The sequence below is a fragment of the Mesorhizobium sp. genome (genome assembly GCF_017306585.1).
Classification (GTDB): domain Bacteria; phylum Pseudomonadota; class Alphaproteobacteria; order Rhizobiales; family Rhizobiaceae; genus Mesorhizobium.
Map to the genome: position 1 here is coordinate 1 of NZ_JAFKIC010000001.1, position 1,896 is coordinate 1,896.

At 66.4% G+C, this 1,896-nt stretch carries 2 protein-coding genes and 1 pseudogene; 2 read left to right on the forward strand and 1 reads right to left on the reverse strand.

The features are described 5' to 3' along the window. A pseudogene (locus J0I79_RS00005) lies at positions 1–126 on the forward strand (IS110 family transposase); the annotation flags it as partial. A gap of 66 nt (positions 127–192) precedes the next feature. On the opposite strand, the gene J0I79_RS00010 reads toward J0I79_RS00005, so the two are convergent. Then, positions 193–792, reverse strand: coding sequence for a LysE family translocator (locus tag J0I79_RS00010; RefSeq protein WP_292854110.1), 600 nt, complete (start codon positions 790–792; stop codon positions 193–195). Positions 793–848: 56 nt separating this feature from the next. Between J0I79_RS00010 and J0I79_RS00015 the strand changes: the two genes are divergently transcribed. Further along, positions 849–1,757 (forward strand): LysR substrate-binding domain-containing protein, encoded by a 909-nt coding sequence (locus J0I79_RS00015; protein ID WP_292854112.1) that lies wholly within the window; start codon positions 849–851, stop codon positions 1,755–1,757. The last annotated feature ends 139 nt before the right edge of the window (positions 1,758–1,896 follow it).

Genomic DNA, 1,896 nt, shown 5'->3' on the forward strand with positions numbered 1-1,896 from the left:
GCTCAACGGTTGCAGCAGGCGGGAAAACACAAAATGCTTATCCGCGTCGCTCTCGCCAGAAAGCTTCTCGTCATCCTCAACGCAAAAGCACGCGACGCGAGAACCGAGTTCGCGAATGCAACTTGACACCCCAGATAGTCGCTCTCCCCGCTTCGCGGGGGCGAGGAACCGAAGTTCTGCCAGGCCATCGCCCTAAGCCCCACGCCACATCGGAATGATCGATGCCGCCAGCACCAGCGCCAGAACGACGTTGAGCACGCGCCACTGCCAGTCGCGCTTCAACAGCCGCGCCAGGATCATGCCGGCGACGCACCAGACGGATAGCGAGATGGCGGCGGTGAGACCGAAGGTCGAGCCGAGCAGCAGCGCCAGCTGGCCTGGCCCGTCGGCAAGTGCGGCGAAGGATGCCGCCGCTCCCAGGCCCATAGCCCAGCCCTTGGGGTTCATCCACTGGATGCCGGCGCCGCCGAAGAAGCTGTTGGGCCTGGCCATGGTGACGTCGAGATTGGGCGGTCCGGCGCGGCCGATCCTGATGGCCAGCCAGAGGAGATAGGCCGAGCCGGCGACCTTCATGGCAAGCTGCAGCGAGGGCATGGCAAGCAGCAGGCCGGCAAGCCCGGCGGCGGCGGCGCCCGTGACCGTTGCGAGGCCGGCGGCACTTCCAGCCATCAGCGGCACCGAGCGGCGAAAGCCGAACTGCGCGCCCGAGGCCGTCGACAAAGTGGTGGCGATGCCGGGCGTGGCGGTGGCCACGAAGGCAAACAGGATGAGCGGCAGGATAGGCTGGAGCATGGGACGTCCTTGATATTGAACCCCATGGTAGGCCGCTGCCTGCATCAGTAAATGCAATGTTTGCGATGCTTGGCATTAGTATCTATAATGCTGAGATGATCCGCAATCTCGACACCGCCCTGGTGCGCACCTTCGTTACCGTCGCCGACAGGGCCAGCATGACGGCGGCGGCCAATGCGCTGCATCTCACCCAGGGCGCCGTCAGCCAGCAGATCAAGCGGCTGGAGGAGATGCTCGGCGCCAGCCTGTTCGAGCGCGACCGGCGCGGCCTGCGGCTCACTCGTTCGGGCGAACGTTTGCTCGACAAGGCCAGGCGCCTGCTCAGCCTCAACGACGAGATCTGGACCGAGATGGCGGGCAGCACCGTCGATGGCCAGGTGCGGCTCGGCGTGCCTTATGATCTTGTCGGCACGCTGCTGGCGCCGGTGCTGAAGACCTATGCCGAGACCTATCCGCAGGTCGAGATATCGCTGGTCTGCGCCTCGTCGCCGGAGCTGGCCTCCGCGCTCGCGGCGGGAACCATCGACCTTGCCGTCATCGAGGAGCGGGTCGGCCCGACATCAGGCGAATGCCTGGCCATCGACCGGCTGGTCTGGGTCGGCGCGCGCGGCGGCGCCGCCCGGGCCAAACGGCCGCTGCCGGTGTCGATCGTCGCCGACACCTGCGCCTTCCGCCCGGTGGTGCTGTCGGCGCTCAACGAACACGGGCTGGAATGGCGCACCGTGTTCGAGAACGGCAACATCGACGCGACGACGGCGACGGTGCGCTCGGATCTTGCCGTCACCACCTGGCTGGCGTCGACCGTGCCGGCCGACCTCGACATATTGCCGCTCGACGCCGGCCTGCCGCCGCTGCCGAATTTCTCGATCAACCTGCATCTGCCCAGGCATGGCGTGGGCCCGGCGGCGCAGGAATTCGCGCGGCATATCAGGGACGGGTTGGCGCGGCGGGCGATTGCGGCTTAGCTTGCAAAATCAGCGCCGCCCCTCATTGCCCTGCCGGGCATTTCTCCCCGTATAGTGACGGGGAGAAAAGGGCTGTTGTCGCCGCCTTCGCCATTATCATCACCATTGCAGAAAAGGCGCGGGCATTGCGGCGGGCTCC

Coding starts and splice junctions, on each gene's coding strand:
- J0I79_RS00015 (WP_292854112.1), top strand. CDS start 849: ATGTTTGCGATGCTTGGCATTAGTATCTATAATGCTGAGATGATCCGC.
- J0I79_RS00010 (WP_292854110.1), bottom strand. CDS start 792: ATGCTCCAGCCTATCCTGCCGCTCATCCTGTTTGCCTTCGTGGCCACC.